Genomic DNA, 26,708 nt, shown 5'->3' on the forward strand with positions numbered 1-26,708 from the left:
CAGATTTAATTCTCGAAAAATATTCAACAGGAAATGGAGAAAATACTGTCAAATTTGTCGAAAATTTACAAAAAAAAATGTCGGAAAAAGATTGTTAATATTTTGGGATGGAGTCAGACATCATACCGGAGAGAATATGCAGAATTTTTTAGCAAAACAAAATGAAGGACTAGCCAAATCGGAATGGAAAATTACTTGTGAACTTTTTGCCCCTTATGCACCCGAAGAAAATCCAGTTGAAGCAATTTGGTTTCAATTAAAAAGTTTGCTCAGGAGGTTTTATCGTTTCGGCAAGAATTTTAATATTGTTAATCTTTTATTTCAATTGTTTGCTAAATATAATATGCATCAATTTTCCTAACTTGAAAAGATTTGATGCCTTTTCACAATTCATTTAGGATTGCTATATAAGTAAAAGTACCGACTATCGTCTGTTGAGAATATCTTGCAGATATGTCGCTCAAGTCAACCAATATCAGCCAGTGTAACTAATCTCCTTGAAGACCATCGCAATTAAAACTAAACAGAATCTAAATATATTTCTCGCTAGTCCCCTCTCATTGGTAACAAGTTAAGCTAAGAAAGCATTTGTCAATCAGCAATTATGCTCAACATTTACTCGGATTTTGGGCCCAAAACAGAGATTTGGGCGATCGTGCGATCGTGCCGAGGGTGATATTTATACCTACTCCCTCTTAAATCATGAATTTTCCACTCCTAAAAAAGCAGTTTTTTTGAGTAAAATTACTGATTGACAAATGCAATTAAGTCTTAACTTGTCACCAATGGTCCCCTCTTGACCGATAAAAAATTTTTCCCAACTCAAGAAAGCCCCGTGAATGACCCACCAAAAGCCCAAGCGATGACTGATGCAGAAGTGGAAGCACTGTTAGATAGCACCGGCGGTTTATTGAAGCTAGAAAATATGGAACACGGCGATGATATCATGTTGGAATTGGCGGGGATTTGCGATCGCGATCGAGTCACACTCGGCGGCGTCGTCCATACCCGCAATTCCAAAAAACTGCTAAGCACCAACGTCCAAATTAGCGATCGCACATTCATTCGAGGGCAAAATCTCAACTCACACCTTTACATTAGGCGACGCAACCAGCATAAAAGCCAACGTTTGCAACCCAGCTAGAGGGGTCATTCGATTTGAGATTTGAGATTTGAGATTTGAGATTTACTCTATGAATCTGGGGCCTTGAACTTTCGTCTAAAATTTTCATTTCTCCAGGACATCGGGCGCTTGTATCCGTTTTTGGGCGGGTCACAAATAACAAAGCGATCGATTAATTTGATTGTTTGAAATGCGATCTACCTGTGGAGCATAAACATTCCTTTCCCACCCAAAATATCTTTGAATATCTGCATATAACAACCCGATTCAGGATTCGCAAACATCAATATTTCTCTGTTTTCTCTTTCTCTGCGCCCTCTGCGCCCTCTGCGGTTCGTTGAAAAAAATCTACTTTACATCAAGCAATAGAATGGCTATAGGCGCACCCAACCCTACAAATCAAAACTCTCTTTACCAATACTTCCCTGTTCCACGCTACCCAGAAACTCTTCCTCCTCAACTTCCTCACTCCCCGACTCGAAACTTTCCACCACAAACGGCAAACCAGCCGCCATCAAACCCCGTTGAATCAGTTCCGGCGTTTCGTCAAACAAAACAAATAGGGGATGAACAGCCTCAGCTTCATCGCTGTAAATATGTCTGTAGCGGTGCGGCATCACCCATTCGTAACCTTTATCCAGCCAAACCTGAGACTGCCGCCAGCGGCCTAGCAACTCAGAAAACTCTTCGCCCGGACGATGAATGAAAATCAAAATTTCCACTCCAATTTTAACTTTCCATTCAGGATCGCACATCAAAATCGCCAAATCGCAGGGCAAACAAACTGCCTGTCCGGGCGATATGCTAGTGCCGCCTCTTCCCGCATAAGAAACCCCGTCCCGCAAGCGCGCAATTGGCAAAGGAATTGTGATTAAACTATCATGGGCGCGGCGGATACTCGGAATCATTTCCATGTAAACCCGATATTTTTTCAGCAGGGCGATCGCCGCAGAAGATTCGCTGTACTCTGCTAGTAAGGCCTCGTAATGTGATTGTTTAACAGACATTTTAAATTAAGTAATAGGTAATTAGTCAACAGTCAACTGACAACTGCCAAGTGCCAACTGACTGCTGACTATTTTTTACAGCTTCTGGAACACTGCGAACATCGGCAGATACATCGACAGCAAAATCGAACCTACGATACCACCGACGACAACAATCATCAGAGGTTCTAGCATACTGGTAAGTCCTTTTACTGCTTCTTCAACTTCCGTTTCGTAGAAAGCGCCAACTTTCATCAGCATCTTGTCAAGTTCCCCTGTCTCCTCGCCAATTGCCATCATTTGAATGGCCAAAGACGGAAAAACAGCTTGTTCTTGCAAAGCAATACTGATCATGCCGCCGCTTTGAATTTCCTGTCTCGCATATTCGATCGCATTAGATATCGCCTGATTCCCCGCCACATCTCGCACAATTTCCAAAGAATTGAGAATCGGCACGCCCGATCGCGTCAGCGACCCAAATATCACGCAAAACCGAGCCACAGCCGATTTTTCGATCAAATCTCCAAAAACCGGCAACTTCATGGCAATCCTATCAATTTGCAGGCGACCTACGGGAGTTTTGTAGTACATATCAAATGCTATTTTGAGCGCTATAATCACCCCAATAACTGTCACCTGTTGAATCGGAGGCCAAGCCGTACAAAATGCACTAATTGACAACATAAACACCGTAAAAGCCGGCAAATCTGCACCAATATCCTTAAAAATCTTAGCGAAAGTTGGTAGCAAGAATATGGTCATTGCGAAAAAAATCACGATTGCGATAAAGAACACAGTCTTCGGATAAGACATAGCCGAATTAATTTCAGCCTCCGTCTTGTGATTTTTTTCCATCATCACCGCCAGACGGTCTAGGGTTTCATCTAGCACCCCGCCGACTTCTCCCGCCGCCACCATACTGATAAACAGTTGGTCAAAAACATCAGGAAACTTAGCCATCGCCTCTGCCAAGTTTATCCCCTCCTGCACGTCAGCATTCATGCTTCTGAGGGCTCGCTTCAACTTAGCATTAGAACACTGCTCGTGCAGCACGGAAAGGCATCTAACGATCGCCACCCCTGCATTAAACATAGCCGCAAACTGACGAGCAAAAATAGCCATATCCTTAACAGTAAGACTGGTAAGGTTATACTCGATTTGCTCCTGAATCTTACTGAAATCAAAGCCACCTTTCGGTTTTTCGCGGATAACGTTGGTAGCCACAGCTCACCTCTGAAAATTTATTAAAAGTTATGACTCATCAGTCATCAGTCATGAGTTCTTTCTACGGAGTCCAGACTAATGACTGCTGACTGAATTAATGAGCTCCTACCTTGGCGCCAGCAACAGGTGCCGGGCCGATCAAGCGTTCGAGTTCGTCAGCCTTAGAAGCCTTGCTCATTGCCGCTTCCCAAGTGATTTTACCGCTCTTGTAAAGTTCAGCGAGGGCCATTTCCATCGTCCTCATGCCCAATTTCGCCCCCATTTGGATTTGGGAGTAAATCATTGGAGTTTTGCCCTCCCGGATCAAGTTAGCCATAGCTGGAGTATTCACCATGATTTCCATAGCGCAGCAGCGGCCGCCCCCAACTTTCACGACCAAATTTTGGCTGCAAATTCCCACCAAAGAGTTAGACACCTGGGCGCGAACCTGGGGTTGTTGAATTGGCGGGAACACGTCCAAAATCCGATCGATCGTTGCACCCGCAGAATTAGTGTGCAAAGTTCCCATCACCATGTGACCCGTTTCCGCAGCCGAAATTGCCAGACCGATCGTTTCCAAGTCGCGCATTTCCCCCACCAGAATCACATCAGGGTCTTCGCGCAAAGCCGCTCTCAGCGCATTAGCAAAGCTTTTAGTATCTTCGCCCTTTTGGCGCTGGTGAAACAAACTCTTGATATTAGGAAACACATATTCGATCGGGTCTTCAACTGTGAGAATGTGTTCCGCCCGCGTCCGGTTGATCAGATCCAACAAAGCAGCCATCGTAGTAGTTTTCCCAGAACCCGTTTGTCCTGTCACCAACAGCATACCCCTGGGTCTTTCCGTCATATCCCGCAAAACCTGCGGCACGCCTAAAGCATCTGCATTAGGAATCTTAGAAGCCAGAGCCCGCATACAAGCAGCCCAAGCACCCCGCTCCCGGTAGACATTGACGCGGAACCGAGCCAATCCCCGAACGCCGTAAGCGCAGTCGAGTTCCCAATCCATTTCCAACTGCTTGCGCTGCATATTGTTGAGCATTTGGAAAATCAGGATCTGCACCTCCTCAGCAGACAGAATGTCGCCGTATTGTGACTGAGGAGTTAATTTCCCGTGGACGCGGAAGAAGATAGGTGCGCCTGCTTGGATGTGTATGTCCGAACCCCCTTGTTCTACCAGGGACTCCAGTACGTCTTCAATCATCAGACCCATAGATATCTCTCCTCGATCGAGTTGATAGTTATTGACCAATCTAGCTCAGTTAACAGTCAACAGTTAATACTCAACATTTAACAGTCAACAGTTAACTGCTGAATCAATCCAAAAAGCGCGGCGTCAAGCAGTACGGACAATCCAGCATCTCCGGCTTCAATTCCGCCCGACAAGTTTTGCAGGTAAGTCCCTGCTTGCGTTTGGCTTTCAGTTCAGCTTCCAATCCCGAGTCTGTAAACGTCACCCGCTCGACTTCTTCAAAGGTAGTCGCGCCTTCCCGCACTAACTGCAAGCTGTAAGCCAACAGCGTTTTCATCCCTTCTTCTACTGCTGCTTCCTTAATTTGCTCTGTAGGAGCTCCTTGAGTGATCAGAGTTTGAAGCCGCTCAGTATTTTTCAGGAACTCGTAAACCCCTACCCGTCCTTTGTAGCCTAGGCCGCCGCACTTGGTACAAAGTTGCTCGCGTTCTGCTAGCTGTTTCCTTTCCTCCACCGGGACAACGTTAGCCCTGTTGACAGTCAGATCGATTTCTTGAGAAGCCGACAGACCGTACCGGCCAAGTTCTTCAGCGGTAGGCTGGTAAGGAATGCAGCATTTGTCACAAACGCGCCGCATCAGGCGCTGAGCCAACACCCCTAACAGAGCGGCCGAAACCATGAAGGGTTCTACGCCCATTTCGTCTAAACGGGCGATCGCCCCGGCCGCATCGTTCGTGTGCAGCGTCGTCAGCACCAAGTGTCCCGTCAAAGCAGCTTCCAGAGCCGTTTTTGCCGTTTCTTTGTCCCGCGTTTCCCCGACCAGCAGCACGTCAGGGTCTTGCCGCAAAAACGCCCGCAGAATGTTGGAAAAAGTCAAGTCTTTTTCCCGAATTACTTGACATTGGGTAATTCCCGGCAAAGCATATTCGATCGGGTCTTCCGCCGTACTGATATTAATCCCCGGATCGTTCCGTTCCGCCAGAATCGAGTACAGAGAAGTTGACTTGCCCGAACCAGTCGGCCCCGTCACCAAAATCAGTCCGAACGGCCGACTAGCGGTCTCTCGGACTAAAGCCAGAGTTTCCTGGTCGGAGATTAACAAACCCAAACCCAACTGAGTGCTAGAACTGTCCAAAATCCGCAGCACGATTTTTTCGCCGTACCGCGAAGGCAAGCTGTTCACCCGAAAATCCACCGTGCGTCCCTCAAACACCCGGCGGATACGGCCGTCTTGAGCTTGTCGGCGTTCGGCAATATCCAGGTTGGCAATAATCTTGAAACGAGCGGTAATCGATGCGACTACCTGCTTGGGAAACCGGAAATACTCTTGCAGCACCCCGTCTTTCCGCATCCGAATCCGCATGAACTCTTCTTGAGGTTCTACGTGGATGTCAGAGACCTTTTCCGACAAAGCTTTAGCCAAAATGATATTGACGGCCTTAATTACCGGAGCGGCCTCAGCATCGTCCAATGTGTTAGCTAGGTCTTCTTGGTCGGCAGTCTCCTCTTCTAGCGAGAGCTCGCCAAAATCTCCCTCCCCTAGCTCTAGCTTTCTCTGCTTTTCGGCTGCTGCTATTTTGGCTGCTACCTTAACTTGGTCGTCTTGATAGGCCGAAGTTATGTCCTGATAGTCGTCTGGCGTAATCACCCGTCGCTGCAAAGCTAAACCGTGAGGCTGTAAAATCCGCCGTAAATCTTCTATAGCGTTGAGGTTGTCGGGATCTACCATTGCCACCATAATCGCCGGAGGCTCAGTTTCAGTCCTCGCTACAGGTAAAAACCGACCTTGGTGACAAATGTCGATCGAAATCTTCAACCCGTCTAGCATCACTCCGAGTTGCTCGTTAGACAATTCGCTCATCTCCGGGTCAAATGCTTCAACGCCGTATACTATCTTCCGTTCAAACATCTGCTGCTTCTTGTAAAGTCGCAGCAACTCTGGAGGCAACGGCTGCCCGGTAAGTGCTTCTAATACCTCAGTCAACCGCTTGCCGGACTTCTGGCTTTCAATTTGAGCTTGCTTCACTTGCTCGCTGTTGACGTAACCCGACTGAATCATCTTGGTGATAGCCGGAGTAAATTGGCTCAAAGAAACTATGGATGTGGAGCGAGGCGGGGATGTGCTAGTCATAAAAAACACTCAATAGGTGGAAAACTCAGTCACAAAGAGTGCTGAGAGGAAAACCAACGCGGGGTTTTAACCCCCGTATTGTTTGCTTGTGGATCGGCTATCATTTTTTTGCTCAATCCCTATCTGTCAAGTGTAAGCTCGCAGTCCCCTCTAAGCTTCGTCCACAAATTGACGAGACGTTGGAGAGATTTGCCGATGCTTGCAATCACATTTTGTTCGTTGAGTGCTAAGTTGCTTGCTTACCTGATTAACTTGCGGGATACTCTCGTTATAGCCTCAAGGCACATCACTTGGGGATTGCCCGTACCGGGAGAGAAAAGCGGGGCGGGGTGTGTCGCCTTCCCACTCTCATTTTATATTCCCAAATTGTTCGGTCAAATTACAGCGCCCGTAGAGGCGCGCTTAGCTGTACTAAATTAAAGATTAGCTGTGTTCTGTGATGATAGCTTTTACGAAAGCCTCGATCGCCCTTTTGAAATATATTTTGATTAATTATCTGCGACCGGTCAGCGATCGATCGTCGGCTGCATGAGTCCCCGGCCCAAATTTTGAGCAGCTCTACTTTTTTGCCACCAAAAATTACTTTGATTGTACCTTGGTGTCCGAACCTCGGTCACGTAAGCTTGACGGTTCAAAAATCTTGGAAACAGGCAAATTAGATATCAATCGTATCTACAGAGCAGCACCTCCCCGAAATCAGGTGATTTCTGTCATTTAACTGGCCTAAATTCGATGTTTCAAGAGACTTCGGTATCTAATTATAAAAACTTCCGCCCCAATTTGCCTCAAAATTCACAGCGTCTTATGTGAGTGATAAAACCGCAGATAGCTCGCCACTCAGTCACTAAATACAAATTCATATTTATGGCGAATTTGCGAATGCAACCAACGGTAAAATACGAGCATATGCTTGCAAATAAAACAGCCGCAAATACAGACTAATGAATCGCTAGTATTGGCAGCAAAATTTGAATCATCAAGGCTCATAGTCGGCAATTATTCTAGTAAACGTAACAGCAAAATAGAATTTTAAAAATTGAGCAAAATGCGAGGGGTTTAATCCAAAAATAGAAAGCAACAAACTTTCTGTTAGCCAAAAATGCGGTCATACTATCAAGAGAAAAAGAAACGACCCTTTCAATAAAATATTGGAAGCTTTGAGAGATGCCTCCATATTGGGCGAGATTTCCTATGAATCAGATGATGCCATACACAAGAAATTATAGTTATCTAGATTTACCGGGTTAAAGGTATCTGCTAGAATTGATAGGGTTCTGTCGCGCAGCTTTTATGATTGACGAGGAAAAACAGCAAGATCGAGATCCTAACTCAACAGGGGAAACCCCAGAGGGTTCGCCAATGGCAAGCGAAAATCCGCCGGCACCAGCAAACGAAGCAGCCGATTGGGAGCTCGAACTTGCTCGAGCTTATCAAAGTGCTCAGGCCGATCGCCCGCCAGCAAACGCATCCGGGGATACCATCACCGGCAGTTCCACCAACAGTCCGACTGCAGACGCGGCGGAGCCTTGGAAGAAGGAACTGGCCCAGGCAAACGATGAAAAAGAGGCTTTAAAAACTCAGTTGCAAGCCGCGTCCGCTCAACTAGAAGAACTCAAAAATCAAAATCTCCGCCTAGCAGCAGATTTTGAGAACTTCCGCAGGCGCACGCAAAAGGAAAAAGAAGAGCTAGATTTACAGGCAAGGTGTCTCACGATCAAACCCCTGTTGCCGGTAATTGACAATTTCGAGCGCGCTCGATCGCACATCAAGCCGCAAACCGACGGCGAAATGAACATTCACAAAAGCTACCAAAGCGTTTACAAGCAAATGGTAGATAGCCTCAAGCAAATCGGGGTTTCTCCGATGCGCCCCGAAGGCGAACAGTTTGACCCCAACCTCCACGAAGCTCTACTCAGCGAGCCAACTGAGGAACACGAGGAAGGAACGATTATCCAAGAACTAGAACGCGGCTACATTCTGGGCGATCGCGTCTTGCGGCACGCTAAAGTGAAAGTTGCAGCGGCTGGGCTATCTGTGGTAGCCTCAGATGAAAATCCCGATAGTTCGGAAAGTTAATCGGGATACAAGCTACTGCATTCCTCAAAGTCACTGACCCCCGAATTCTCTTCGGGGGCCCCAAGGCGACAGATTAACCAAATTCTTAATTCATGACTAAAAGCAGGTCGGCGCTTGCTCAAAAAAATCTGAAAAATGTTTTTACCCGTCTTTGATATTGCCTGATTGACATCAAGTTTATTTCCTAAAAATCCGGTCTGGAGATGCTTGTTTTGACAAGCTGAGTCCTTTTTCATCCCCCAACTTGTAGTTGGAGATTTCCAAACATCCCACAAAGTTTTATGAGGCGCTATGGGAAAAATTATTGGAATTGACTTAGGCACGACTAACAGTTGCGTAGCTGTGCTAGAGGGCGGTAAACCCGTCGTGATCGCCAATTCCGAAGGCGGGCGCACAACTCCGAGTATAGTAGGATTTGGCAAGGCGGGCGATCGCTTAGTAGGTCAACTAGCCAAGCGGCAAGCTGTAACTAATGCTGTAAATACTGTCTACAGCATCAAACGATTTATCGGACGGCGGTGGGACGACACGGAAGAAGAACGAGCCCGGACTCCCTATACCTGCATCAAAGGCAAAGACGATACCGTTAACGTCCAAATTCGGAACAAGGTTCACACTCCCCAGGAAATCTCGGCAATGGTACTCCAAAAGCTCAAGCAAGATGCTGAAGCTTATTTGGGACAAACTGTTACCCAAGCCGTGATTACAGTGCCAGCCTACTTCACAGACGCCCAGCGGCAAGCAACCAAAGACGCCGGTACGATCGCGGGTCTAGAAGTCCTGCGGATCGTCAACGAACCGACGGCTGCAGCACTTTCCTACGGGCTCGACAAGCAAAATATAGAACAGAAAATCTTGGTCTTTGACCTGGGCGGCGGTACTTTCGACGTTTCGATCCTGCAACTGGGAGACGGAATTTTTGAAGTCAACGCCACCTCCGGCAACAACCATCTCGGAGGAGATGACTTTGACGACTGCATCGTCCAGTGGCTGGTAGAAGCTTTCCGGACTCAAGAAGGCAGTGACCTCTCACAAGACAAAATGGCCTTGCAGCGCCTCCGAGAAGCTGCCGAAAAAGCGAAAATCGAACTCTCCAACCGGGAATCCACCTCAATCAATTTGCCCTTCATCTCCTCTGACGACAAAGGGCCCAAGCATTTGGAAATGGAACTCTCCAAAGCTCAGTTTGAAAAACTGGTGGCTCATTTGGTGCAAGCGACGATCGATCCGGTGACTCAAGCCCTCAAAGACGCAAGTTTGACCCCCAAAGACATAGACAGGATTATTTTAGTGGGAGGCTCAACCCGGATTCCGGCAGTTCAAAAGGCAATTAGCAAGTATTTTGGGGGCGTTTCTCCGGATAAATCGGTCAATCCCGACGAAGCTGTAGCCGTAGGCGCGGCAATTCAAGCCGGGGTTTTGGGCGGTGAAGTCAAAGACTTGCTGCTGCTCGACGTGACGCCGCTCTCCCTGGGACTCGAAACCTTGGGCGGGGTGTTCACCAAAGTAATCGAGCGCAATACAACTATTCCCACCAGCCGATCGCAAATGTACAGCACGGCGGCAGACGGGCAAACCTCGGTAGAAATTCACGTACTCCAAGGCGAGCGGGCATTGGTTAAAGACAATAAAAGTCTCGGCAAATTCCTGCTCAAAGGCATTCCCCCAGCCCCCCGCGGCGTACCTCAAATCGAAGTTACCTTTGAAATCGATGCCAACGGGATTCTCAAAGTTGCCGCTGAAGACAAGGGAACCGGAAAAGAACAAAGCATCCAAATTTCCAATACAGGGGGATTGAGCGAAACCGAAGTCGAGCGGATGCGACAAGAAGCCGAACTTTACGCCGAAGAAGACATCAAGCGCGCTCTACTCGTCGAACTCAAAAATCAAGCTGACTCCCTCGTCTATAATTGTGGTGTAACTTTAAAAACCAACGCACAAATGCTCAGCGACGACCTCAAGGTCGAAGCCGAAACAGCAGCAGTAGCCTTGCGGGCAGCGATGACTAACCCCGACATCACAATCGAGGAACTCACGCCCGCAATCGAATCTTTCAAGCAACTGCTATACTCGCTCGGGACAGCAGTCTACGACCATGCCCGCAGCGGGGTAGCCCCGTCAGGAGCTGTTGTGGAAAGGGAGATGATGTCAAAAGTAGAATCCGAACCAGAAGAGGTTAAAGCCGACGACAGCACTTTGCTGACAGAAGAGCTGCTGGTGGCGCCCCAAGCACCGCCGGAACCAAAGCCGGAACCAAAGCCGGAACCAAAGCCGGAGCGACAGTCAAAACGACAGCCAAATCCACAGTCAAATCCACAGTCAAAACAAAAACAGAAGGTTCCCGAACCAGAAGTTGATGATATGAATCCTTTCCTTTAAAACTGAAAAGCAAAAAATTAAAAGTTAAAAATTAACAATGAGAATTTTTGATTTTTAATCTGTAATTTCAGGAAAGGTCGCCCGTTTCTTTTTCGTACACTTTTTGTTATTTACCTCCAGGCAAGCAGCTCTATGGCCGGTGATTACTATGAAATATTAGGCGTTTCTCGCAGCGCAGACAAAGAAGAAATTAAGCGTGCTTACCGCCGTCTAGCTCGCAAGTACCATCCAGATGTCAACAAAGAACCCGGTGCCGAGGAGCGGTTTAAAGAAATTAACCGCGCCTACGAGGTACTATCAGAACCCGAAACCCGCGCCCGTTTCGACCGGTTCGGCGAAGCAGGCGTCAGCGGTGCAGGCGCACCTGGGTTCCAAGACTTTGGTGACAGCTTTGCCGATATTTTTGAAAGCTTCTTTCAGGGCTTTCAGGGAGGGGTCGGCGGCCAACAACAAGGTCGCAGGCGCAGCGGGCCGGTGCGCGGAGACGATTTGCGCCTCGATTTGCGCCTGGATTTTCGGGAAGCAGTGTTTGGTGGGGAAAAAGAACTCCGCATCAAGCATCTAGAAACCTGCGAAACTTGCACCGGTACTGGTGCGAAACCGGGAACCCGACCGCAAACCTGCTCGACTTGCAGCGGCAGCGGTCAAGTCCGACGCGCTACCCGCACTCCTTTCGGCAGCTTTACTCAAGTTTCAGTTTGCCCCACTTGCAACGGCACCGGGCAAGTGATTGAGGAGAAGTGCGAAACTTGCGGCGGCCGAGGCCAAAAAGAAGTGATGAAAAAGCTGAAAATCACAATTCCGGCTGGGGTTGACAACGGTACTCGCTTGCGCGTTTCCAATGAAGGGGATGCCGGCAAACTGGGCGGGCCGCCCGGGGATCTTTACGTGTTCTTGGCGGTGAATGAAGACCCGCTATTTAAGCGCGACGGCACTAACGTTAGCTCGGAAGTTAAGATTAGTTATTTGCAAGCAATTTTGGGGTGCCGGTTGGAAGTCGAAACCGTAGACGGGCCGACGGAATTGGTGATTCCTAGCGGAACTCAGGCGAATACTGTTCTGACTTTGGAGAAAAAAGGGGTGCCTCGGTTGGGAAATCCAGTCAGTCGCGGCGATCATTTGATTACGGTGTCTATTGACATTCCGACTAAGGTGACGGCTGAGGAACGGGAATTGCTGATGCAGCTTGCTAAGCTGAAGGGCGATCGTACTGGTAAAGGCGGCTTGGAAGGGTTTCTGGGTAATTTGTTTCAGAAATAAGCAATTTTTGACACCAATTGGTGTCAAATTTTCCTGTTTGAGGCTTCCCCGGTTATTTGTTTTAGTATCTGTCAAAAAATTGTGTGCAATTGCTCACAAAAATCTCAGGTGGGACGCTTCCTAGGCATTCGGTTTCAGCAGCGCTCAAAAAGGTGAGCGCAATTGCGCTCACTTTTTTGAGAAAGAATAATAATCTGTGTCCAATTGGACACAAAATTTTAGATGCTCCAGTTTCCAGGCAACTTGTTTAAAAAACTAAGCATTTCAGGATTGGAGATTGCAAACAGCATTATGAATTCAACATCGAACATTGAAAATCCTAAATCCCCAGATGCAAAAATCGATCTGCGGGGTACTCCGTGTCCTCTGAATTTTGTCCGCACTAAACTGCGCTTGGAGCAAATGGCACCGGGTGCTGTTTTGGAAGTGTGGCTCGACGCTGGGGAGCCGATCGAACAAGTACCTGATAGTCTCAAAATGGAAGGGTACCAGATTCTGGAAACGCAATTTGTAGCAGATGAGCCGGATTCTGGATTTTTTGCGATGAAAGTGCAGCGCCCCGAACACAAGGAAGCAGGATGAGCCTGAATTCGTCCTCGATCGTCGGTACTGTAATTGCTGTTCAGGCTAACTTCTACCAAGTGAGGTTAGATCCCGCTGTCTCCATTGACGGGAAAAATGCCCCCCTCGCAGATTCTCCGACTCTCCTGTGCACTCGCCGCACTCGACTCAAAAAAATTGGTCAACAGGTGATGGTGGGCGATCGCGTGGTGGTAGACGAACCGGACTGGACTGACCGCCGGGGTGCAATTTCTGAAGTCTTCCCCCGCCAAACAGAACTCAACCGCCCGCCTGTAGCTAATGCCGATCGCATTCTCCTTGTTTTTGCCCTCGCTGAACCAGACTTAGATCCCGCATCATTAACTCGGTTTTTAGTCAAGGCCGAATCTACAGGTTTAGAGGTGAGTTTGTGCCTGAACAAATGCGATTTGGTCACGCCCCAGGAGTTGGAACAGTGGCGCGATCGGCTTTCAGGCTGGGGCTACGAACCGATGTTTATGAGCGTCCGCAGCGGCGCAGTAGTTCAGAAAGCCACCGAAGAAAGTAAAAATGAAGTTTATGCCCAAGAACCAGCTTACAATGACTTAAAGGAGAAAATAGAGGGAGCTAGCGTGACTTTTGAGAATAATCCCATACTGGCAAATTCGGTCGATCGGTTAGCTCCGTTAAATCCCGTACGTAGCCCGTTGCCGAACTTCCTTCTGCAGCACTTGCAAGGGAAAATAACGGTAATATGTGGCCCTTCTGGGGTTGGCAAGTCCAGCTTGATCAACCAACTGATCCCGGCCCTGAATCTGCGAGTGAACGCTGTTTCTGGCAAACTCGGCCGCGGACGCCACACGACTCGCCACGTCGAACTATTTGAACTCCCCGGCGGCGGACTTTTGGCCGATACTCCGGGCTTTAATCAGCCGGCTCTCGAATGCGATCCCTCAGAGTTAGCGGAATATTTCCCAGAAGCTCGCCAGAGGCTGGCTTTGGGTAGCTGCCAGTTTAGCGACTGTTTGCACCGAGACGAGCCTAACTGTGTCGTGCGGGGCGGTTGGGAGCGCTACGATTATTACTTGAATTTTCTCGAAGAGGCGATCGTCCGCCAGCAACAAGAGCAAAACTCTAGTAGTGCCGAGGCGACTGTGAAACAGCAAACCAAGTCGGATGGTACGCAGCAATACGAACCGAAGCTGCAAACTAAAAAATATCGCCGCTCTTCCCGCCGCCTTCAACACCAATCACTCCAAGATATGTGTCAAGACTTAGAGGAATTGTGAGGAACTCGCCGCCCATCGCCCGCAGGCACTAGACAACAGTACCGAGACTTACCCAGAAACCGGGTTTCCTCGAGGAAAATACTTGGTTGCACCCCAAGACCCGTTCGCAAAATCGGCTTTCTTTACTCGCGGGTGCGTAAGTCCTGAGTACATTAATAGCTAAAATTAAATGGCCTTAGATTTGTTAAAAAAAGTAGAACAGAAGCAAAAGTTAGCGGGTACTGCAGGAGCAAAAATATTGTGAATATTCAAGAACTGTTTCAAAAAGGCGGCCCCGCCATGTGGCCCCTGTTGCTGTTATCGATTCTATCTTTGAGCACAATTATCGAGCGCTTGTGGTTTTGGGCGAGCCTCCTGAGCAAAGAAAAGCAAATAGTTAACCGGATTCTTGAAGCGGCTCGCAGCGATTGGGGGGCGGCTAACGAGATTGCCAGACAAGCTAACCGACAGCCGATCGGGCGATTTCTTTATGCACCCCTGCGGCTCTACAATCCCGAACCAGATTTGTTTCGACTCGCACTTGAAGCAGCAGCCGATGAAGAGTTGGCTTCGATGCGGCGCGGTGACAAAATCTTAGAAGCGACGATCGCTCTAGCCCCTTTGCTGGGCTTGCTGGGAACAGTTTTGGGCTTGATTAACTCGCTCAGTTCTATCCGTTTGGGCGACATCGGGACGGCGGCAACAACTGGCGTAACTTTGGGGATTAGCGAAGCGCTGATCACGACTGCTTCAGGAATGGTAGTAGCAATTTTTACCTTGGCGTTTTATCGGATATTTCAAGCTTTTTTGTTCAACCAGACAAAAATATTTCGCAAAGCTGGAAATGAACTGGAATTGCTTTACAGGCAATACTGGCCTGCTGCTAATGCTAAGGGTCGATCGCCCGGTGCCGAATACAGCAATTCTTCCTTTGGTTCCGATGGTTTGAACAGGCGTTCTCTCAATTCTCAAGAAGCGGGAGAACGGAACCGGGAGCCGAAATTGAAAGGTTCCGATCCGGCTGAAGATTCACCTTCTAATAATTAAAACTCCACAGATCTGATGAAGATTAATCTAGATACTCCTGCTGAAGAGGCTCGGATTGAACTGGTGCCTTTAATTGACGTGATATTTTGCATTCTGACGTTTTTTCTGCTGGCGGCTCTGCAACTGACTCGCCAGCAAGCAATTAATGTCGATTTGCCTAAAGCGAAGACGGGACAAACACAGATGCGAGAGATGCTGATTGTCAGCATTGACGATTTCGGTCAAACTTATATCGACCAATTGCCTGTTAATTACCAACAGCTCGATCGAGTTTTAAAGAGTTTCCAAAGCAGAAATCCTGCGGGATTGATGGTGCTGTACGCTCCTCAAAATGCTAGATATGCCAAAGTTGTCGAGGTTTTAGATAAATTGAGAGAGGTCGGCGGCGATAGAGTTGCCCTGGCAACTCTTCCTAGTTCGGCTCCTTCTCCATTGCCCAATACCTCGCTTCCCAATTCTGGCATTCCTGCTGCACCTGCGATCGGCAATTCCGGTCAACCCCAGCAGTCTCCTTTGGCTCCTGGGCAGCAGCAGCTCAATCCAAATCAGTTTCCATCTCCTCTCCCGGCTCCCGGGCAGCAGCAGTTCAATCCGAATCAGTTTCAATCCCCTCTCCCGGCTCCCGGGCAGCCTAGCAACTCTGGGGCGAATCAGGGCATTCCTCCTGTTTCGCCTGCACCTACTGCTCCCAATTTAAGACCCGGAGCGGTCACTCCACCGCAAAATGCCGGGCCTTCGAATTAGTTACAAAATAGAAGGGAGAGAGGAGAACAGAGAAAAAAAAATTCTCCCACTCTCCCCATCTTCCGCTCTCCCCCTCTCCGCATCTTCCAATCTCCTTCTCTCCTCATCTCCTCGCAGAGAGAAGCTCTACCCCATTTGGTATAAAGCGCTTCAATTATTTTGGTTCGTACTGAGCCTTTTTTCTCTTCACAACTAGATACAGTTGTACATGCCTGCGGAAGGAACTTTTGCAGGCATTTCGCCATCATTATCACTAAGTTATTTCCTGGGACAGATGGTAATTTTGTCAAATGATTGTTACCTTTTGTAATATAGACTAAAGCCAGATGGGCTATCGGTCATCCCGAAACAAACGGTCGATCGCTGAAACAACTTACAAATCAGGTTAATCCAGGTGTTCACTTTTAAGTTACCTTTACTTACAGAGGAGTCAAAGTCATGAGCCAACCAGCAGAATTGTCTTTGGAACAGCAATTTAGCCTGTGTTCCTTCAAAACACAGGTAAGTGACATGAGCCGCGAACAAGCTCAGGAGTTTTTGGTCAAGCTTTACGAGCAAATGATGCTGCGGGAAACCATGTACCGCCATTTTCTGAAACACCACTGGGGTTTAGAACCTAACCCAGGTGTTGAGTAGCAAAGAGTCGCAGTCGGCGACCTCCGTCTCTTACTCTCTTCCCTCAGGCGGAAAGGAGTTGGGGGTGATGGGGCGTCACTCGAAGGCGGAAGCTAAAAGGCCTGTATAGAGACTTGAGGAAAATTGGACGGTTTCTTTGTGAATTTCACTCGAATTGGGGAGTCGAGCTCAGCACTTTGTCGATCGGCATCACCGGAGAGTGCAAAAATAATTTATAGCGCCTCTACTCAAAAATGGGATAATTATTAATTAATAATAAGTAAGTGTTAATTTTTCAACCAATTAAATTTTTAACAAATTCAATATATTTGTGTTTATTTGCAGCGGGTCAGGTTTGACAACAATGGCGCTAGTCGGACATCTGAGCGCGACCTCCGACTAGCAAAACCTTCAGTTTTCACATCACAATCTCTAGAACTGGCAACTGTTTACTCTAGACAGAGTTATTCTGGCTGACGTTCCAGAGTGGCCTCCATCGTACTCGTCAAGTAATGACCAGACATGATGCCACTCGATTGGTAGTAGCGGTTGTCACCAACGCGGTGAAGGGTATCAAAACCCGTCCGCCGCTGGCGTTCGTCTCCCAATACCCAATAACGCTGGACGATCGACTGGGGAGCAATCCAACCTTCGCCCTCGACGCGGCCGAGTTCGCTGTGTTGGAGTACAAAAGTATACTGCCGTTCATCGCTGTTGAGGTGTCCTCGGTACTGCAAAATAATCTCTTCGCGATCGCCTCCAGGAAACACCAGTTTCGTCACCATACTGAACCAATCTGTTCGGTTCCAGCTCACTAAAGTTTTGCCTTTAACCGTAATTGGCACGCCATTGCGCTCAATCCAGCTTCCTTCGAGCGTCCATTGGCCAGATTCCATTAAAAACGTGTGAGCCACAGTGCTGTTCCTATGCTTTTGCTGCTGGCTACAATGCTGGTGCAACAACGCACAGCCGTTGTCCCTCAGACTCTATGCTATCACGCCCAACTGTGCCAACAAGAGTTAATTTCCCCTAAAAGTACCGGTGCTCGGGCACCAGTAACTTGAGGCAGATTGCCGGGAATGCCCCGAACCCGCCATGCGGCTAAAACCGCGAAAGCGATCGCCTCTTTAAAATCTACATTCAAGCCTGCTTCAGAAGTAGTCAACACTTGCACTGGGTGCAATTGAGATTGCAATCGGCTTTTTAAGTAGAGATTGTGGCTGCCGCCCCCGCACAGTAAAACTCGATCGGGCATAGCCGGTAAAAAAGTTTGGTAACTGTGAACGATCGAGGCCGCAGTCAGTTCTGTCAGAGTAGCCAGCACGTCAGCAGGACTGAGGTTGTAACCTTGGGCCTCGACCAAACACCTGTCAAAATAGTCTACACCAAATAACTCTCGTCCCGTAGATTTCGGGGGTGCTTGGCGGAAGAACTCTGATGCGAGCCAATCATCGACTAAAGCTTGACAGGGAGTTCCCGAGGCAGCCCAAGCTCCACCTTCGTCGATCGTCTTAGTGCCCCCTGAGAAGTGCTGTACTGCCAAATCCAAGAGGGAATTCCCCGGGCCTGTATCCCAGCCGGAGATGCCATCCCCAAGACTCAAAATTTCTGAGTCGTCCTGGTTTTCCCCTTTTCCGGTGGCCGGAAGATAGGTAACATTGCCAATTCCGCCGAGATTTTGGATGCAGAGGCTGCGGTTGGGTTCTGCCAGCAGGCAGGCATCAACTATTGACACTAAGGGTGCTCCTTGACCGCCTGCTGCAATGTCTGCCGATCGAAAGTTACTCACAGTAGTAATGCCTGTCAATTTCGCAATTAGCGCGCCCCGCCCGAGTTGCAAGCTGTAACCCATTAACGCACCGGCGCTGTCTTTCAGGGCTTTCCCGGCAGGTCGGTGGTAGACGGTTTGACCGTGAGAGCCGATTAATTCGGCTCTATCATATTCTGCTTGAATTGTCAAGGCAGCCTTGGCAAATTCTTGGGCGATGGCATCATCTAATTCGGCTAGTTCAGCCATTGACAAAGGTGAGCCGCTGCAAACCGAGAGAATTTGAGCTCGCAAGTTAGCAGGATAAGGGAAAGTGTTGCCGGCCACCAATTGCACTTTCAAGTCTGTGTGGGAACCGACGACATCCACCAAAGCAGCATCAATGCCATCCACCGACGTGCCGCTGATCAAACCGATAACGCGGGTCATTCTATTTTAGATTTTAGATTTTAGATTTTAGATTGTTCAATTTTTCGATTTTTTGATTTTTCGATTTTACATGGTCGGGTGCGATCGGGCGATCGGATATTATTTGAGGTCGATCGTCACGATCACCACAGTAATATTATCGCGTCCCCCTTTATCCTTAGCTGCTTCAATCAAAGCATTTGCAGCGCCCTCGCAGGCGCGAATCGACTTCAGAGGCGAAGCAATCAAAGGATCGGACAGTTCCTCAGTCAAGCCGTCGCTGCACAGCAGCAAGCGATCCCCAGGTTGCACGTCCACCGGCAAAATATCTATCTCCCGCAAATCATCGCGGCCCAAACACTGGGACAAAACGTGACGCCAAGGATGACTGCGAGCTTGGTCAGGAGTTAGAGCCTTTCTTTTGACAGCCTGAGCCACCCAAGTCTGGTCTTCAGTAATCTGTTCCAAGCGAGAGCCGTGCAGGCGGTACAAGCGAGAGTCTCCGATATTAGCGCACCAGGGTCGGCCCTCATCCCTAAACATTAGAACCACAGCCGTAGTACCCATATCAGCACGCTCGGGGTGGTCTAGCTGATCCGTCAAAATTGCTTGATTGGCAATTAAAAAAGCCTTTTCCAACAACAGCGGAGAATCCTCAGGCCCTTCCCAATGTTCGACCAAATAAGACTGAATCGCCTGAGTCGCAATCCGGCTGGCTTCTTGACCTCCGGCGTGTCCTCCCATTCCGTCGGCCACTATGAAAAATCGCCCGTCAGAGTCTATGTAGTACGAATCCTGATTTACAGAACGAACTAGCCCTGTGTCTGTCTTACCTGCAAAAGAGCGTTTCATAGATTGGGTGATTGGACTCATCGAACTTGAAAGCTTGATTTAAGTGGTGCGATGTTTTTTTCCAAAACTTAAATCCCGAACAGGATTTGAAATTTCTGTCGCCCGCGAGATCGCCAGTTGTGGAAAAATTGCACTACCTTGACCTCATATTGTAGATCGATATGATTGTAATCCCGTCTTAAAATTTCGGTAAATCCAGTAAATTAAGCAGCACCTGCAAAAAAAAAACAGGCTTTATACACAAAATCAGAGGTTTAGCTGGCGGGAAATCTAGGAAGCAACAGGGTTTTTAGCGTCAAAGCGTGTAAATTCGGTAAATTTTAGCAATCAGTTGTCAGCCAGCCAAAACTTAACTTTCGAGGTCAAATTTTGGCTGGCGAGAAATCTCAAACCTGAAATTTCAAATCCCAAATTGGACAATTATCACATCCTGTCTAAACGATCGATCCGCCTGAACAAACGCAGCATAGCAAACCCTGCACTCGCCGCCAGGACTGCCACAGCGACAGCCGGCCAGACTTGATTGCTGACAAACAAAATTGTCGCCGACAAAGTAAAAGCACTCATCAGCAAAGCATAATTCGTACCCATTTGAGCGCTGCTCATGCGACGCAGCAAGCGCTCTGTTTCGGCAGAACGGACGCGAATCCGCAAATCTCCCTGTTCGAGTTTGTCAATAGTCTCCTCAATCCGGCGGGGCAAACCCAAAGCAGTAGAACTCACCTGAGCCGCCTGACGGCCGATTTCGTTAAAAATGCTGCTACTTGTATCAGGACCGTTTCCATTACTCATAAGCTGCATGGCAAAAGGTTGTGCCACCTCCATAAAGTTGAACTCGGGATCTAAACCTCGGCCCACCCCTTCGATGGTGGAAAAAGCTCGCATTACAAAAGTAAAAGTAGCTGGGAAGCGAAAAGGTTGGTTGTAGGCGATATCGTAAAGGTCGTCCGTAATCGCGCTCACCGATTGATTTTCAAAAGGCTTGTCCATGAAGTTGTCCAGCATATACTGGATCGATCGGCGCACCGGACTCATATCACCCGTAGGCACCAAAGCTCCCAACTCGATCAGAGAATCCATAATCCGCTGTCCATCCTTGGAAGCAATGCCGTAGAGCGTCTCCATCAGTCCTTCGCGGACATTCGACTGGATTTGACCCATCATGCCGAAATCGTAAAAAATCAGAGAACCGTCAGCACTAACAGCGATGTTGCCGGGGTGTGGGTCAGCGTGGAAAAAGCCGTCATTGAGCAACTGCCGCAAATAAGCTTTTGCCCCCAACTGAGCGATTAATTTACGATCGATACCGGCCGCTTCCAAAGCTTCGTAGTGGCTGATTTTAATTCCCGGCAGGTATTCCAAAGTCAGCACTCGCGGAGCCGCGTACCGCCAATAAACCTTCGGCACCCGCACCCAGTCGCAGTTGCTAAAATTGCGGCGAAAAGTATCAGCATTGCGGCCTTCATGGAGATAGTCAATTTCCAGCCACAGAATGCGACAGCATTCCTCATAAATCCCCATCCAATCTCGGCCGTAGCCCCACTTAGGATGGTTTTGAAAGTAGCGGGCAATTCCCTTAAGAATTTGCAAATCGATCTCGAACAGCTTCCGCAGTCCCGGCCGCTGCACCTTGACCACCACTTCCTGGCCCGAATGCAGTTGAGCTTTGTGTACCTGACCCAGACTGGCAGCAGCCAGGGGCACTGGGTCAAAGCTGCGGTAGAGTTCTTGAACTGTCTTGCCCAAATCTTGCTCGACAATTACCTCCAACTGCTCGTAGCTGAAAGCAGGGACTTTATCTTGCAGCTTAGAAAGTTCCTCGACAAACTCTGCTGGGAACAAATCGGCCCGGGTGGAAAATAACTGCCCAACTTTAATGAAAGTCGGCCCTAAATCCAACAGTGTTTCTCTAACCCAGATAGCTTGAAAGCGGCGTCTGGCAACTTTCTTTTCTTCAGTCACGCCTCCCCAGTAGCTCCAATTTTTGCTGTCGAGCCAGAGGGAAGCCAGCCAGAGCAAGACAAAGGCCCAAATGTCGAAGAAGCGCCGCTGCCGGGAGTATTTTTCGCGATTCCAGCGATAAGCTTTACTTTTGTAGGATTTACCAGCAGCAGTTTTTGGCTCATCGCCGTCGCCAGTGCGCTTGTTTGAGCGCTGGCGATTAACAGAGTCATCAAGGAGAGCAGACACTTGGGTTCCCAAATTGCTTATTTTATGTTGTTGTTTTGATTGCAGGTAGGAGCGCAGGAGCGCATTGCTTTGCGCTCGCGTAGTCGTGAATAATAGTTGTGGTCGGAGCATCGAGCGCTAGGGCAAACTGCTGCGGTAGCGCTGCAATTCCGATCGCACCAGGGCGACTTCGGCGCGCAGCTCGTCAATAGTCGCTTGCAACTCTGCAGGATGGATGTCTTGAATGGTGGTGGTGCTTGCAGTGCCAGTTCTGGTCTGCATCGCCTCCTCCGAAGCTCGATTAGCCCGTTCCACAACTCGATCGGTGAACTGCCGCAGGCGTTCTCTTTGTTCTGCGTCAAATTTGCCGAGTTCAGAAAAAGCGTTGGTTGCTGCGCTTTCTAATTGCTCGTACAGTGCTTCGGCAAGTGCTCTGCCTACAAAAAAAGCATGAACTGGGGGTTTACTCATAAAAAATCTCTGTGCGCTTCCGCAACAAATTATAACTTGCTTGTCCCCGATGGTGCTTGTTCCCAAAGAAAGGAAGTTTGGGGGAATTGACACTCCCACCCCTCGATCGGGGATGGGATTGTTGAGAGTTAGAACAGTCTAACGCGCAACGGCTTAGCCAAAAAGCCTCGCTTACACTCGCTCCCATTCGAGGTTGGGGTTGCTTTGTACAAAAATGTTTGCAGCTTGGCAGCAGTAATACGCGACATCACACCACCTCAGTGCCGCGCACATATTCTAACATAATTTAAATCAAAATAGAAAACAGTCCTGCATTTTTTTGCGGGCATTTGGATTGCAGAGGGAATAGGAAATATTCAATAAACTCTGAGCTAGAATGTTGGGATTTTCCGATTCTACCGCAGGTTTTGCGAGAGAGTCGTTGGCGGGGAAGGGCATTATTATCTCCACTACCGATCGCCTATTTGCTGACTCATAAAACCAAGTATTTGTCCGCACTTTTAAGCAACACAAACAAGACTAATTTGTCGCAGGTTCAGGAAAAGGCACTGCGGGATCTGCCACAGGGGGTGGTGAATCAGGTGCGATCGAACTATCTGAATTGCTGCTGCTGCTCGGTATCGCAGGCTCAGGCGACCGCTCGATCGGCGGCGCTAGTGCTGGTGGCGAGGATTCCGAGGGCGGCAAGGTTTCAGCACTCTCAGGGGCAGGCGGGGCGGGTGCGGGGGGCGGTTCTGCCGGCAGGGGCGCAACTTCCGGTACCGGTGCGGGTTCTGGTTGGGGTTCTGGCTCGATTTCGGTTTGAGGATCGGGAATGGGGGACTCAGAAGGCTGCTCTTCGGGCTCGGGCGTCGGGGATGGCTCAGGTAGGGGTTCGGGCTCCGGGGCGGGAGTTTCCGGGCTTGGGGACTCAGAAGGTTCGGCGCTAGTTTCAGAGGGTTCGATCTGTTCGGGAATGTTGCTGCTTTCTAAGGGCGGTTTAGGGCGCTTGTTGAGTTCGATCGGGTAGAGAGGGCTGCTTTCGACAGACGGCTGCCCGAACATCGGCCCTGAAAAATTGCCGGATTTGAGCAAATCTTCCAGAGATGGGAAGGATTCAATTGTCGATCGATTGCTGCTGATACTGGTTTTGTTGTAGTGCCATGCTAGGTCAAAACCCATCCAGCCTGCAATTGCAGCCGTTACGAGAAACGCCAGCAAAGTCAACTGCGGCGGGGGAGGTGCGGGCAATCGCAGACTTTGCTTGCCTTTTCTCTTTGCTGGTACTCGCTCTGTTTCTTGCAGCATGGTGAGCCAATTTTCCACTGTTTGAGGGCGGTTGTGGGGGTCGATTTCGAGTCCCTGAAGGATGGCTCGCTCGATTCCCGGGCTGAGGTTCGGCTGAAATTGCCGCAACTCGGCCAGGGGAATGCGCTCGCGCAGGGGTGCTGCTACGGGCGCTACACCGGATAGTAAGTAGTAGAGGGTGGCTGCGATCGCGTAGATGTCTGTGGCCGGTGTACATTTACCGTCATAGAGGTATTGTTCGATCGGCGCGTACCCGGGCGAGAGCAAGTTAGTGTGGGTTTGTTTGGAGCCAGCGGTAAAGCCGCGGGCAATGCCAAAATCTATTAACATTACCAGATGAGAATCGGCTCGCCGGATAATATTTTCTGGCTTGATATCTCCGTGCAGCAATCCGCTGTGGTGAACTGTACTTAAGGCTGAGGCTATTTGCCGAATATAGTGCAGGGCCTGGGCTTCTGGCAGCGGCCGATCGGTTTCGACTATTTGGGCGAGAGTTTGGCCCGGAATGTAGTCCATTGCGATAAAAGACTGTCCGGCTTCTTCAAAAAAGTCGATTACCCTGACTATGTTGGAATGCTGACACCGCGACAGGCGTTGGGCTTCGGCAATAAACTGCTGCTGAAATTGGGCAGATTCTGGGTGTTGGCGCAGACTTTCGTTGAGGGTTTTGAGTACGACGGTTTGGTTTAAATGGGTGTGGGTAGCTCGGTAAGTGATGCCGAACCCTCCTATGCCTAAAGTCGCGTTAATTTGGTATTTGCCCTGTTGGAGGACTGTTGCAGGCGCTAAGTTCATCTTCAGTTGATGCCGTTTCCCAAACTATGCTACCGCCTTTGGGTTATTTCGCAGAGTTAGCGCTGAGGTTCGATCGATCTGCGCCCTAGTTTGAGCTTGAGCTCTGCTATATCTTTAATCTTTGCATCCCCACGTCATTTTATCTGTAGTAGGTATTGTGAAACTAACGCTCCGGCTGCCAATAAAAATCCCGCTCTTGTGGAACGGGAAAGCCATCAGGGTGCATCTATATATGTGACTATAACTTATGAGGGGTGTAACCCCTCTTTGTTTTATCAACTCTTTACAATTAGCCGATTTTTGTAAAAATTTAGACTTTTTTTTGACTTACGAGCAATTTTATGATTGTAAAAACGATCCGGTGGCGATCTTGAACTTGGGGAAATGAAGAGCTATGGTAGTGACTGCGGTAAGGTTTCAACCCACCTTCGGCACCCCCCAGCGGGCAGCGTACACTGCAATAGTTTCATAAAATTTATCGAGGCGCACTAGATAGGAAGCCAGCTTACTAGCCCTACTTTTAGGCCTAATAATTCGGTTGCCTGGAAGCTGTCTACAGGCTTAGAAAATAAATATCCTTGCCCCAACTCACACCCCAACTCTTGCAGTTTCTTTAGCTGTGTAGGCGTTTCTATGCCTTCTGCCACGATATCCATACCTCGGCTGCGAGCAAGGGTCACTATCGTCTGGATAATTTCTATGCCACTGTTGTCTGCCCCAATGCGGCTGACAAAAGAGCGGTCAATCTTTAAAGTATCAATGGGAAACTCGTGCAAGCGGCTTAAAGAAGAGTAGCCCGTGCCAAAGTCGTCGATACACAACAGAATGCCTAGAGCTTTTAGCTGCTTCAACATCTTTTCTTCCCTGGATACTGTTTCTAAAATGCAGCTTTCAGTAATCTCTAGTTTTAGAGAGTAGGTTGGCAGGCCAGTCTGCTGCAAAATCTCATCAATTCGATTGAGTAGGTTGACTTGCTTAAGCTGCACGGGGGAAAGATTGACATTAATCGCCAAGGGAGGTGTTTGGGGAAACTGTTGCTGCCAAATACCGATCTGGTGACAAGCTTCCTGCAAAACCCACCACCCGAGTTCATTGATCAAACCAGTTTCTTCAGCCACAGGGATAAACTCGGCAGGGGGATAGATGGTTCCAGATGGGTGATGCCAGCGCACCAAAGCTTCAAAGCCACTCAGTTGCCCCGAAGAAAGGGAGACAATTGGCTGGTAGTGAACGCAAAATTCATGTAGCACCATCGCCCTTCTCAAGTCGTTCTCCAACTGCAAGCGCGTCATCGCAACAGCTTGCATCGCTGGATCGAAAACTTCATAACGCCCTCTGCCTTGAGCTTTAGCATAATACATTGCGATATCCGCATCTCTGAGTACGTCTTCTGGGCGATCGTAATCCATTGTGCTCAGGATAATGCCAATGCTGATCTCGGTAAATACTTCATAATCATTCAAATTAAACGGCTGCCTTAATTGGTTTTGGATGCGTTCAGCTACCCTGGTTGGTTCATCAATATCTTTGATATCTTCTAGCAAGATCACAAATTCATCTCCTCCAAACCGCGCAACTGCATCTGTGTGGCGTAAAGAAGCTTGCAGTTGACGAGCAACGCTTTTTAGTAATTCATCCCCAACCAAATGTCCGAGGCTATCATTGACCACTTTAAAGCGATCGAGGTCAATAAATAACACCGCATATAAATAATCTTCACATCTGTACGCCTTGCCGATCGCCTGTTGCAGACGATTCATAAACCAAGCGCGGTTGGGCAAACCCGTTAGCGCGTCGTGAAAAGCATCATGTCCTAATTTTTCTTCCCTTTGCAACAACTGAACTTGAGCCTGTTGAAGCTGGTTGACGGCTTGTGTAAGTTCAGCCGTTTGAGCTGCTACCCGTTCCTCTAACTCACTTGTGAGTTTCTGCAAGGCGGCTTCCGCTTCTTTTCGCGCTTCAATTTCCTGTTTGAGAAGCGTATTTTGTTCTTCCAGAGTCTTGGTCAAATTTCGCAGTCTCAGGTGTAGTTGCACGCGGGCTAGGACTTCCTCTTGCTGAAAGGGTTTGGTGATATAATCTACTGCGCCCATTGACAGACCTTTAACCTTATTTACGCGATCGGTAAGAGCTGTCATAAAAATCACAGGGATATCTTTCGTTGCCACCGATGATTTTAAGCGGTAGCAGGTTTCAAACCCATCTATCCCCGGCATCATCACATCTAACAATATAATATTTGGCGAAACTTCTTGTAGCTTCTCAATAGCACTTTCCCCATCCTTAGCCACTAAAACCTTGAAGCCTGACTCCTTCAAAAAATCGAACAGAAGTTTTAGATTATTCGGGTTATCGTCAACAATTAAAATTACATTTTCGTTTTTGTTAAACATT

The 26,708-nt window shown here is 48.5% G+C and carries 21 protein-coding genes and 1 pseudogene; 11 read left to right on the forward strand and 11 right to left on the reverse strand.

Annotation, left to right across the window (positions count from 1 at the left end; genetic code table 11):
- The first annotated feature begins 136 nt into the window (after positions 1 to 136).
- Together QUA80_RS26540 and QUA80_RS26545 are read left to right on the forward strand one after the other, a co-directional pair.
- The gene (locus QUA80_RS26540; RefSeq protein WP_445243147.1) at positions 137 to 361 is read left to right on the forward strand and encodes a hypothetical protein; all 225 of its coding nucleotides are present in this window, start codon (positions 137 to 139) and stop codon (positions 359 to 361) included.
- A 492-nt stretch (positions 362 to 853) separates the two neighbouring features.
- Positions 854 to 1,157, forward strand: a pseudogene (locus QUA80_RS26545) (saccharopine dehydrogenase-like oxidoreductase); the annotation flags it as partial.
- Between the two features lie 358 nt (positions 1,158 to 1,515).
- Here QUA80_RS26545 and QUA80_RS26550 read toward each other — a convergent pair.
- The 4 genes from QUA80_RS26550 to QUA80_RS26565 all read right to left on the reverse strand — a co-directional run bounded on the left by QUA80_RS26550 (position 1,516) and on the right by QUA80_RS26565 (position 6,635).
- Positions 1,516 to 2,130, reverse strand: coding sequence for a hypothetical protein (locus QUA80_RS26550; RefSeq protein ID WP_333427984.1), 615 nt, complete (start codon positions 2,128 to 2,130; stop codon positions 1,516 to 1,518).
- 75 nt (positions 2,131 to 2,205) lie between these two features.
- Positions 2,206 to 3,333 carry a type II secretion system F family protein gene (locus tag QUA80_RS26555; protein ID WP_333427985.1) on the reverse strand — a complete coding sequence of 376 codons (1,128 nt, stop codon included), beginning with the start codon at positions 3,331 to 3,333 and terminating at the stop codon, positions 2,206 to 2,208.
- 94 nt (positions 3,334 to 3,427) lie between these two features.
- Positions 3,428 to 4,525 carry a type IV pilus twitching motility protein PilT gene (locus tag QUA80_RS26560; RefSeq protein ID WP_333427986.1) on the reverse strand — a complete coding sequence of 366 codons (1,098 nt, stop codon included), beginning with the start codon at positions 4,523 to 4,525 and terminating at the stop codon, positions 3,428 to 3,430.
- Positions 4,526 to 4,628: 103 nt separating this feature from the next.
- A complete protein-coding gene (locus QUA80_RS26565; protein ID WP_333427987.1) occupies positions 4,629 to 6,635 on the reverse strand; it encodes a GspE/PulE family protein in 2,007 nt (668 codons plus the stop codon).
- Positions 6,636 to 6,830: 195 nt separating this feature from the next.
- Here QUA80_RS26565 and QUA80_RS26570 point away from each other — a divergent pair, with 195 nt between their 5' ends.
- From QUA80_RS26570 to QUA80_RS26610, 9 genes are all read left to right on the forward strand, one after another.
- Entirely contained in the window at positions 6,831 to 7,055 is a 225-nt protein-coding gene (locus tag QUA80_RS26570) for a hypothetical protein (protein ID WP_333427988.1), read from the forward strand.
- A gap of 870 nt (positions 7,056 to 7,925) precedes the next feature.
- Positions 7,926 to 8,711 carry a nucleotide exchange factor GrpE gene (gene grpE, locus QUA80_RS26575; RefSeq protein ID WP_333427989.1) on the forward strand — a complete coding sequence of 262 codons (786 nt, stop codon included), beginning with the start codon at positions 7,926 to 7,928 and terminating at the stop codon, positions 8,709 to 8,711.
- A gap of 291 nt (positions 8,712 to 9,002) precedes the next feature.
- Positions 9,003 to 11,090: a molecular chaperone DnaK gene (dnaK, locus tag QUA80_RS26580; protein WP_333427990.1), complete on the forward strand. Its 2,088-nt coding sequence runs from the start codon at positions 9,003 to 9,005 to the stop codon at positions 11,088 to 11,090.
- 132 nt (positions 11,091 to 11,222) lie between these two features.
- A complete protein-coding gene (gene dnaJ / locus QUA80_RS26585; RefSeq protein WP_333427991.1) occupies positions 11,223 to 12,350 on the forward strand; it encodes a molecular chaperone DnaJ in 1,128 nt (375 codons plus the stop codon).
- Between the two features lie 291 nt (positions 12,351 to 12,641).
- The gene (locus QUA80_RS26590; protein WP_333427992.1) at positions 12,642 to 12,932 is read left to right on the forward strand and encodes a sulfurtransferase TusA family protein; all 291 of its coding nucleotides are present in this window, start codon (positions 12,642 to 12,644) and stop codon (positions 12,930 to 12,932) included.
- Positions 12,929 to 14,179 carry a ribosome small subunit-dependent GTPase A gene (gene rsgA / locus QUA80_RS26595; protein ID WP_333427993.1) on the forward strand — a complete coding sequence of 417 codons (1,251 nt, stop codon included), beginning with the start codon at positions 12,929 to 12,931 and terminating at the stop codon, positions 14,177 to 14,179. Before QUA80_RS26590 ends, rsgA begins: the two co-directional genes overlap by 4 nt.
- 240 nt (positions 14,180 to 14,419) lie before the next feature.
- A complete protein-coding gene (locus QUA80_RS26600; protein ID WP_333427994.1) occupies positions 14,420 to 15,205 on the forward strand; it encodes a MotA/TolQ/ExbB proton channel family protein in 786 nt (261 codons plus the stop codon).
- A gap of 15 nt (positions 15,206 to 15,220) precedes the next feature.
- Positions 15,221 to 15,949, forward strand: a complete 729-nt coding sequence (locus QUA80_RS26605) for a biopolymer transporter ExbD (RefSeq protein WP_333427995.1) — start codon at positions 15,221 to 15,223, stop codon at positions 15,947 to 15,949.
- 438 nt (positions 15,950 to 16,387) lie between these two features.
- On the forward strand, positions 16,388 to 16,585 hold the full coding sequence (locus QUA80_RS26610; protein WP_006635253.1) for an NblA/ycf18 family protein: 198 nt from the start codon (positions 16,388 to 16,390) through the stop codon (positions 16,583 to 16,585).
- Between the two features lie 443 nt (positions 16,586 to 17,028).
- Here QUA80_RS26610 and QUA80_RS26615 read toward each other — a convergent pair whose 3' ends face one another.
- From QUA80_RS26615 to QUA80_RS26645, 7 genes are all read right to left on the reverse strand, one after another.
- The gene (locus QUA80_RS26615; RefSeq protein WP_333427996.1) at positions 17,029 to 17,478 is read right to left on the reverse strand and encodes a hypothetical protein; all 450 of its coding nucleotides are present in this window, start codon (positions 17,476 to 17,478) and stop codon (positions 17,029 to 17,031) included.
- A gap of 80 nt (positions 17,479 to 17,558) precedes the next feature.
- Positions 17,559 to 18,761: an anhydro-N-acetylmuramic acid kinase gene (locus QUA80_RS26620; RefSeq protein WP_333427997.1), complete on the reverse strand. Its 1,203-nt coding sequence runs from the start codon at positions 18,759 to 18,761 to the stop codon at positions 17,559 to 17,561.
- A gap of 99 nt (positions 18,762 to 18,860) precedes the next feature.
- Positions 18,861 to 19,592, reverse strand: a complete 732-nt coding sequence (locus tag QUA80_RS26625) for a PP2C family serine/threonine-protein phosphatase (RefSeq protein WP_333427998.1) — start codon at positions 19,590 to 19,592, stop codon at positions 18,861 to 18,863.
- Positions 19,593 to 20,015: 423 nt separating this feature from the next.
- Positions 20,016 to 21,782, reverse strand: a complete 1,767-nt coding sequence (locus QUA80_RS26630; protein WP_333427999.1) for an AarF/ABC1/UbiB kinase family protein — start codon at positions 21,780 to 21,782, stop codon at positions 20,016 to 20,018.
- A gap of 117 nt (positions 21,783 to 21,899) precedes the next feature.
- Positions 21,900 to 22,232 carry a DUF6825 family protein gene (locus QUA80_RS26635; protein WP_333340589.1) on the reverse strand — a complete coding sequence of 111 codons (333 nt, stop codon included), beginning with the start codon at positions 22,230 to 22,232 and terminating at the stop codon, positions 21,900 to 21,902.
- A gap of 519 nt (positions 22,233 to 22,751) precedes the next feature.
- The gene (locus tag QUA80_RS26640) at positions 22,752 to 24,314 is read right to left on the reverse strand and encodes a serine/threonine-protein kinase (protein ID WP_333428000.1); all 1,563 of its coding nucleotides are present in this window, start codon (positions 24,312 to 24,314) and stop codon (positions 22,752 to 22,754) included.
- A gap of 488 nt (positions 24,315 to 24,802) precedes the next feature.
- Entirely contained in the window at positions 24,803 to 26,707 is a 1,905-nt protein-coding gene (locus QUA80_RS26645) for an EAL domain-containing protein (protein ID WP_333428001.1), read from the reverse strand.
- Between the last annotated feature and the right edge of the window lies 1 nt (position 26,708).

This window comes from Microcoleus sp. F4-D5, assembly GCF_036704885.1.
Lineage (GTDB): Bacteria > Cyanobacteriota > Cyanobacteriia > Cyanobacteriales > Microcoleaceae > Microcoleus.